The following is a 7,878-nucleotide window of genomic DNA, read 5'->3' on the forward strand; positions in this document are numbered from 1 at the left end:
TGTTTAATATGCTATAACAGTTACTATTGAAAGTAGGTGAAACATACATGTGCGCCGGCCTTCTCGCCCAGCTTCCTGAGGAACCGAAAGAACCGAAAGCCGCCTTGCCACTTGACCAAGAATTTTCCATTAACGTAACATTATACAGCGCTCGTGCTTGGTTATCTAACGATGACACTTTCGCACAAACTATTTGGAAAGGCTCTCGCTTCGCTTCAGCATCACACGCTGGCAAATCCATCTTACCAATCGGTACTGTTAAAATTTTGAACTTATCTGATGATACAATAACAGTTACTGCATCATCAGAATCAGATGATGCACTCAAAATAGTCGTACCCCCTCATTCTGAAGCTGTTTTAACGTCCAGTTCTTTATCTGATGTGCAAGCTAGTACATCAGGAGGAGCAAGTAAAGTCACATTCCTCTTTCACATCTTTTTCTCAAGGGATCCTGGTCCAGCTAAATAATCATAAAAGGGTACAGTTATGCACTGTACCTTTTCACGTATTCTATTCTCTGGATTTAATAAGTTCAACATTATAAGATTCAATAGTAGTTAACACTCCTGTAAAATACGGATTTCCTCTGTACCAAGACTGTTTTGAAAAGTACGCTTGCATATCTTTCGTTTGAAAAATATGTCCATGTCTTGCGTATATTTCATTTCTAGCAATTTTCAACTGTTCTTTCGATAAATATGTTAAATCCGCACTCGTTAATTTTCGAATATCACTATCAGGGAAGATGAAACCATTATATACATAATGAGTAGTAGGCGGCGGAGTAACATTGTAAACAACTGTTTTTTCTACACTTTTCTTTTGAAATGGAAGATTATAAGCCGACAGTGCCGTTACCGTTTCTACCTTTGTCGTTTCCCTTCCGTTTTCTCCATTTCGTTCTAAATAAATCGCCGCACTTCCATCAGTCGCTATCGGTCCCCACCTAATTTCTTCTCCGGTCAACGCTGTAACTGGCTTTTGATTCACGTATAATGTCGCACCAGGCGCATTCGTTTGAACTGTAATATATTGCCCTTGCAGTGTTAAATCTATCGTTACATTATTTTGACTTTGTTTCATAAGTACAACCTTTTCCTCACGTAATAGTTTTACATAGTCATTTTTATATTCTGCTTGAAATACTTGAGTTCCTGGAAGAAACGGTCCATATTGCTTGTCAAACTTTTTATCATTTGTTTTATCAATTTCTTTTCCGTTCAATTTTAAAGATGTACCTTTTTCATTTGTAAGCAGAGTCGTATAATACGTCTTCGCTTTCAATTTATACCGATCAAATAAAACGAAATACTTCCCGTCTTTCGTTAAAGAAAAATCTGCTCTTTCTATTCCATCCCCTTGTTTTTCACCTTGCCTCAAATATTCTTTCAATTCATTCACGTAAGATGGATTTTCTTTTATATATGAAAATAGAGGCGTTAAACTCTCTCTCGTTACAATAACGGCTGGATCATCTGTCGTGACAATCTCAGCTAACTTCTCTCCGTCCCTCTCTTGTAAAACAGTAATAATTCTCTCTACTTGCGATGATTGTGAGTAATATGAAGATCCATACGCATATAATCCGCCCAATACTATAATAAAAAATGTTAAAAGTGTAATTCCAATTATTGTCCCTTTGCTCATTTTTTGCTTCTTTACTACAGGATTCCCCCTCTTCGTCCCGCAGTTTTGACAAAATTGCACACCGTCTTCAAAATGAATCCCACACTTTGTGCATACATTCATCCGTTCAACCACCTTTTCGTTAGAAGCCAGTTAATCCCTGTGTAAAGGTTTGAATTATCGTGTTAATGTAAGACCAAAACACAATAAACGTTGCAATTCCAATTAAAACATTTGCGATAAGAAGTGTGTACACAGGATCTAATCCACCGTTATCTAGTTTTAATATAGCTACAATTATACTAATCCCTATATATGTCGTAGCTATCCATAGTAATATTGGTAAGAAAAAGATTAATAAGAAACTAAAAAGAAAAGAAAGAACTAGTATAGCAATAGCTGGCGTCGCTATCGTCCCCCATATGCCGAATGCTTCAAGAAAAGAAAAAGATGATTTCATCATCTTACCACTTACAAAAATAATAAATCCGACAAATAAAGTTAAAATTAATAAAAAGAAAAAGACCATTACAGATTCTCCAAAGAAAGTAGGAGTAGATACATCTGGCACTAATGTCCTCGTAACAGTCGCCGCTGTGCTCATCATTCTATAAAAAATACATGCTCCTAAAAAGCAAATAAGCACAAGACTTACAATTCCATTTCGCACTTCAATATTTCCACTTTCCATAATGGCCGATGGTGATTTAAAAGCATTTTTAAAGAACTGAAAATAGCCACTTGCAAATTGTTTCGCCTGCTCTACCGTTTCATTTGGGCGAGTTTCCTTTACTTGTGCCGCGCTCGATAGTTGCCCTTCTTCCTGCACACCACTTACTACTACTTCTTCCGATAACGAATGTCCACAATTCCCGCAAAACTTTGCTTCCGCTGCATTTTCTGTTTGACACGCCGTACATTGCATTCCCTCATCCCTCCTTAAGCATATACCTTATAGGGTGTTACAAATTCAATATATGACTTTGTACATAAAACATGACTACAAGAAAAAGAATATGAAATCCTTCTTTTAAACGAAACTATGCGTGCTAGTAATATAGAAAAATAATGTTATTATGAAACAGAGCAACTAACATTTTTAACAGATTGGATGAAGACAGTGGAATTTGTAAACTCGATTTTTCAAACACTCCTTACAAGCGTGATCCAATTATTTTCTTTAATTGGTGTCATCATTGTAATTGGATTTATATTAGGTTATTTAGAATCTCTCACACGAACGTATTGGTCGAGAGCTTTCGGAAGGAAAGGCTTTCTTTTGACTGCATGGATCGGTGTCCCTATTCATGAACTTGGACATGCAATTATGTGTCTATTATTTCGTCATAAAATTGTAGCAACGCAGTTCTTCCCGACAGATACAAGTCAGGGAGCTTTAGGTTACGTACAACATCAATACAATCAAAAAAGCATATATCAACGAATCGGGAATTTCTTTATCGGCATCGGTCCTATTATTTCTGGTATTACTGCCTTAATACTTTTAATGCGCTATTTCGTACCAGAGTCATATTCTTTATTTAATACGACTCTTGAAACAACAATTGCATCGACTTCTATTAACTTAGACATGATCCAAAACATGTTTTTATCAACATTCTTTTTATTAAAAAGCTTGTTTACAATGAGCAATTTATTGACCCCTTCTTTTTGGTTATTTTTATTTATCGCTATTTGTATTTCCGCACATATTGCTTTAAGTAAACCAGACATTAAAGGATCAATAGACGGCGTCATCGTCATGTTTATCATGTTATTTTTATTCAATATAATTGCAGGACTTTTTCAGTACGACAGTAACCAACTCATCGGAAAAATGATGAAGTATAATATGTATCTCATCGCTTTTTCTAGTGTGGCGCTTCTTTTCTCTTGTATTTCTACACTTGTGAGTTTTGTGTTTTATAAAATGAGAGGAGGACGTTCGTTGTGAACGTCCTCTTCTCTCCTTAAATAATTATTTATCAGCTTTAATAAGTTATTGAATCAGAATAGGTGGTCCAATTTTTTTGTTTTCTTTCCCCGAATACGGTACAAGTGAATATTTTCCCACCGCTACATTTATTCCATCAAATTTACTAAAAGAAATACCGCCATCTTCATTCGATATAACCACCTCTTTAAATGTATGTGCTTCCCCAGATTCTGATTCGATTTTAAAATAAATATCTTCATTTGTACTTTGTGTCACATCATAATAAATCGTTGTGGAAATCGGCGTAGAAACTACTTTGTTAACAGTTACTTTATTGCCATCGTATAAAGCAATTGTTTCATTTAAATCAAACGTCCGCTTCTCTTTCATCAACTGAGCTTGTGATACTTCAATAGCAAATATCCATGGTTGCTCAATTACAGTATCCCTGTTGAATGTATCATAAGTAATTTCGATTTGAAGTTCATCAGTTTGTGGCATTTCACTTAACTCGATACCACCGTAAATTGTAAACATAGAATCATTTACTGCAATTGATTGTGCATCCTTTGTATTAGAAAAGTCACGCCCATTTATTCGTACCTGTGGAATTAAATATGTTTGATAATCAAATTTCACACCCTTCGCTGGCTCAAATGTTGAACTGATGAATAATTTATTGTCATCCACTAATACCTCATTTAACGTCAGTTTACCGTATTTATTTTCAGCAGTTTTCCCAATAGCCGTTTTATAGGGAGAATAGTCAAGTGGTTGCTGTTTATCAATATATTTTTCAATCAATCCCGCAATAAATGGCATATTTGCTAAAGATGTTTGTCCAAGTGGCACTGTAATACTGACAATTAACATGCAAGCTGCTGCGACTCCGAACCATTTTTTTGTTTTTTTATTTTTGCGTAGCTTATTTTTCACACGTTTTTCCCACTGCTTTTCCTCTATTTTGGTTAAGGGAGTCTCCTCAAACTCTGTGATGTCCAACTGAATATCATTTAACTCTTTATAAATAGACATGCCCTCACACTCCATTTTTAAAAATGAAAATCTGTTTGAGCTTTTTTCGTCCGCGTGACAGTTTGTTATGAATCCATGACTCTTTCACATTAAGGTGGGATGCAATTTCACGAGACGGTACACCTTCTAAATAATACTTTTCAAAAATGTTACGCTCTGTTGCTGACAACTCACTAAGCAATTCCTGTACGTCTAAGAAGTCATTTTGTTTTCTTTGTTCTTGATACAGACGATCATTAATCTCTGTACAGACAGTTTGTTGCTGATTTCTCGCATTTTTCCGCTGATAATCAATTGCCCGATATTTAGCAATGGCTGCTATCCATTGTTTAAACGTATTTTTACTTAAATCAAATGAATCGATATGAAACCAAATGGCTAATAATACATCATCTAAGCATTCTTCATAATCTTGCTGATTACTCTGTACATATCTTTTAATAATCACGCTTAGTAAACCGCCGTATGTTTGAATAATAAACGTAACGCTTTTCTCATTACGCTTTTTAATTTGTTGCACAACATTTTCTTCCGTTATCTTCAAAGGTAGACCTCCTTGTCCTGCTAATTGGGTACCTACTTTCTAATACGAATAAAAATCAATAACCCTATCACCATTTTTAATATTACAAACATAATTTCATCACTATATATCTTGTATACAATGAGAAGAGCTAGTCCATTTTGAACTAGCTCTTCTCATCAGTTATTTCTCTTATAATCACAATGCTCAACCGGAACACGAGCATTCCCTTCTTCATCCGTACACCATGATTGCGACTGAAAGGCAAGGAAAATACCAACCCACTCTTCCTTCTTCTCAAAATGAATGAGCAAACCACCATCTTGCCATATACCGTCATCACCTTGCCATTTCTCTACATTTCCTTGATTCATATGAATATCGTGTATACCGTTTCCAGGTGTAAAGTCGAAATACGAATCAGGTATTTTTTCTTCTGGTCCCCATCTTTCACCAAACGCATAAATAATCGCCTTTTCTTCTATTGCTCGCTTTATATAACGCTCTATCTTTTCATTTAAATCATTATCAACTCCTGCTTTTTCAGCAGGTAAAGGAATCATTTGCTTGGAATCAAATAAATTACCTCTTACATAATCTAAAGCTACTTTCGGTTCATTATTTTTTATTTCTGTAAAACCAAACGGTAATGTCGGTAAAATATGAATCGCCTCTGATCGAATATCGTCGCTCGCAAAATATAAAACTTCTGACGGATAACTTTGCGATTTCACGTTAATTGCAATGCGATAATCTACTCCTGCTTCACCTTGTAAATGAACTTGATAATGAGGTGTTTTGCCTTTTCCAATCTTAGATTGTATAACTGTACCTTTTAATACACCGTAGTTTTTTAAGGGCATACCTTTCATCTCCTATTCATTTAGTAGAAGCTTTTCATATTTAAAACATTATCCAGTCATAAAGAAAATCCTCCTATGTTAGGAGGATTTTTAATTTCTCAATATATACCAAAAGAAAACTTCCACTATTACAAGCAACACCGCACCAAAAATCATTAACGTCGTCTTCTTTAGTAGTTCGTTTTCACGATACGGAATATTACATAAATAAGCACCAAGTGTAATCCGTGATGGGCAAGCGATTGTCGCTACTGATGATGCGGTGTTTTGAAGTGTTGTGACGTATTGCCACGGGAGTGCTACGTTTTGCGCTGTTTGCATTTGTAGTTTTATAAACATCGCATTTGATCCTGCATTACTACCTGTTAAAAAGCCGCCAATTCCGCCAATGAATGGAGCAACGAAAACGAAAAAGGTACCAAATGTTTCACCAGCTGTCTTTGCGAGTAATGAATGCATACCAGATGCCCCCATTAGCTCTGAAATCGCAATAAACATTGTCGTTGTAATTGCGAATGGAATCCATTGTTTTATCGTTTGCGAGAGTGATTGTTTAATAATATTAGATGGAATGCGGAAGAAAATGATTGTAAATAAACAAGTCATGGCGAGCCAAAACCCTGGCGAATATAGTAGCTCTAGTTTGTAAGAATATGATTTTAAATCGAGAACTGCATATGACCTGAGCAGATCATGTAATGCTGGAACGAGGCGAGAAAGTAAAATACAAACCGTTAAAAAAATATAAGGGCTAATAATTTTTATAATGGATACTTCTCTCTCCGTAGCCGCCGCATGTTCTGTTAAAAGGTTTTGCTCATCTTTTCCTTTTAATTTAATAATTAAAAAACCAAATGTAATGGTAACGATAGAACTTAATATCCCTGCTAGTTCAACACTTACGTATGCGTTAGAAAGATAGATTCCGAGAGAAAATAATAGAAAGAATCCTATCCCTTCCTTCCACTTTTCTATAACCGCCTGAAATCCACCGACAACGTATAAGGAAAGGATGATGAAGTACGCAAAAATTGGAATGCTTAATAATGCTGTATTTGTGCCAAGAGTCGTGAGTGGCATGTTAATAAGCTGAGAACCGATAATCGTACCCGTTGCCATCGCGCCCCATGAACTTGCAAGTAAACCGATAAACGAAAGTAGCACAGCTTGAAACGGTTTATAACCGAGAGAAAGAAAAATAGGTGCTGCGACCATAAAACCAATTCCGAACCCACTCACTGATTCAATAAGTGGACAAATACCAAAACACATAAGAAGCATTTGCAATAATCGATCGCGCGTGACTTGTTCTAGAAATCGTGCTACTTGATCGATGTATCCCATTTTGTTCATGAGGTGAAATAAAAAAATACCGAAAAACAAAACGTATCCAACAATAAAACAAATTAACCAACCTTTAATCGTTGCATGTACAGTTTCACTTACCCCTAACCGAAATGTTGGCGAGAGTAAAACAATTCCAACAGAAACGGCATAAGAAATTAATGAGGATCTTAATGACGTTTGTTTAAATAAAAATAAACAAATGAAAATCATCATAATTGGGATAAGTGCCAACAATATGGCCATGTTATCATCTCATTTCGTTAAAAATACAATTTTCAACTATTATATAACAGATAACACGATTTTCAATTATTTTTAAAACAGATTAAAAAAAGAGCCAAACAGCTCTTTTTTTGGATCAATCCCATTTTCTTTTATCCTGAAAAACCGTCTGCTGTCCAATCATTTTTTCTAGTACAACAAACACAATATAAGCACATATTACTTGCAATACAATATTCCCAAGTTTTATTAATTCAAATGAATGGATCCATTGGAATAATTCATTTAATAATACAATCGAAACGATACTAAATAGTTCTATAC

The 7,878-nt window shown here is 35.3% G+C and carries 9 protein-coding genes; 2 read left to right on the forward strand and 7 right to left on the reverse strand.

Annotated elements, in window-relative coordinates:
• Nucleotides 1–47: 47 nt before the first annotated feature.
• A complete protein-coding gene (locus tag V7038_RS00325) occupies nucleotides 48–470 on the forward strand; it encodes a hypothetical protein (RefSeq protein WP_070138952.1) in 423 nt (140 codons plus the stop codon).
• A 42-nt stretch (nucleotides 471–512) separates the two neighbouring features.
• Here V7038_RS00325 and V7038_RS00330 read toward each other — a convergent pair whose 3' ends face one another.
• Together V7038_RS00330 and V7038_RS00335 are read right to left on the reverse strand one after the other, a co-directional pair.
• On the reverse strand, nucleotides 513–1,751 hold the full coding sequence (locus V7038_RS00330) for a TcaA 3rd/4th domain-containing protein (protein ID WP_335468693.1): 1,239 nt from the start codon (nucleotides 1,749–1,751) through the stop codon (nucleotides 513–515).
• Nucleotides 1,752–1,770: 19 nt separating this feature from the next.
• Nucleotides 1,771–2,553, reverse strand: a complete 783-nt coding sequence (locus V7038_RS00335) for a zinc ribbon domain-containing protein (RefSeq protein ID WP_002202736.1) — start codon at nucleotides 2,551–2,553, stop codon at nucleotides 1,771–1,773.
• A gap of 195 nt (nucleotides 2,554–2,748) precedes the next feature.
• Between V7038_RS00335 and V7038_RS00340 the strand changes: the two genes are divergently transcribed.
• Nucleotides 2,749–3,582, forward strand: coding sequence for a hypothetical protein (locus tag V7038_RS00340; RefSeq protein WP_335468697.1), 834 nt, complete (start codon nucleotides 2,749–2,751; stop codon nucleotides 3,580–3,582).
• A gap of 45 nt (nucleotides 3,583–3,627) precedes the next feature.
• On the opposite strand, the gene V7038_RS00345 is transcribed toward V7038_RS00340, so the two are convergent.
• From V7038_RS00345 to V7038_RS00365, 5 genes are all read right to left on the reverse strand, one after another.
• Nucleotides 3,628–4,599: a DUF4179 domain-containing protein gene (locus V7038_RS00345; RefSeq protein WP_070146331.1), complete on the reverse strand. Its 972-nt coding sequence runs from the start codon at nucleotides 4,597–4,599 to the stop codon at nucleotides 3,628–3,630.
• Between the two features lie 4 nt (nucleotides 4,600–4,603).
• A complete protein-coding gene (locus V7038_RS00350) occupies nucleotides 4,604–5,143 on the reverse strand; it encodes a sigma-70 family RNA polymerase sigma factor (protein ID WP_070146330.1) in 540 nt (179 codons plus the stop codon).
• 158 nt (nucleotides 5,144–5,301) lie between these two features.
• The gene (locus V7038_RS00355) at nucleotides 5,302–5,985 is read right to left on the reverse strand and encodes a YukJ family protein (protein ID WP_335468699.1); all 684 of its coding nucleotides are present in this window, start codon (nucleotides 5,983–5,985) and stop codon (nucleotides 5,302–5,304) included.
• Nucleotides 5,986–6,075: 90 nt separating this feature from the next.
• Nucleotides 6,076–7,575: an L-lactate permease gene (locus tag V7038_RS00360; protein ID WP_335468701.1), complete on the reverse strand. Its 1,500-nt coding sequence runs from the start codon at nucleotides 7,573–7,575 to the stop codon at nucleotides 6,076–6,078.
• Nucleotides 7,576–7,690: 115 nt separating this feature from the next.
• On the reverse strand, nucleotides 7,691–7,878 hold a 188-nt coding region (locus V7038_RS00365), incomplete at its 5' end, for a DUF4029 domain-containing protein (RefSeq protein ID WP_335468703.1).

Source organism: Bacillus sp. JJ783 (assembly GCF_036963225.1).
Taxonomy (GTDB): domain Bacteria; phylum Bacillota; class Bacilli; order Bacillales; family Bacillaceae_G; genus Bacillus_A; species Bacillus_A cereus_U.

What these genes read in the sequence shown, in the direction of transcription:
- V7038_RS00335 (WP_002202736.1), bottom strand. Translation starts at nt 2,553, where the DNA reads ATGCAATGTACGGCGTGTCAAACAGAAAATGCAGCGGAAGCAAAGTTT.
- V7038_RS00325 (WP_070138952.1), top strand. Translation starts at nt 48, where the DNA reads ATGTGCGCCGGCCTTCTCGCCCAGCTTCCTGAGGAACCGAAAGAACCG.
- V7038_RS00345 (WP_070146331.1), bottom strand. Translation starts at nt 4,599, where the DNA reads ATGTCTATTTATAAAGAGTTAAATGATATTCAGTTGGACATCACAGAG.
- V7038_RS00360 (WP_335468701.1), bottom strand. Translation starts at nt 7,575, where the DNA reads ATGGCCATATTGTTGGCACTTATCCCAATTATGATGATTTTCATTTGT.
- V7038_RS00330 (WP_335468693.1), bottom strand. Translation starts at nt 1,751, where the DNA reads ATGAATGTATGCACAAAGTGTGGGATTCATTTTGAAGACGGTGTGCAA.
- V7038_RS00355 (WP_335468699.1), bottom strand. Translation starts at nt 5,985, where the DNA reads ATGCCCTTAAAAAACTACGGTGTATTAAAAGGTACAGTTATACAATCT.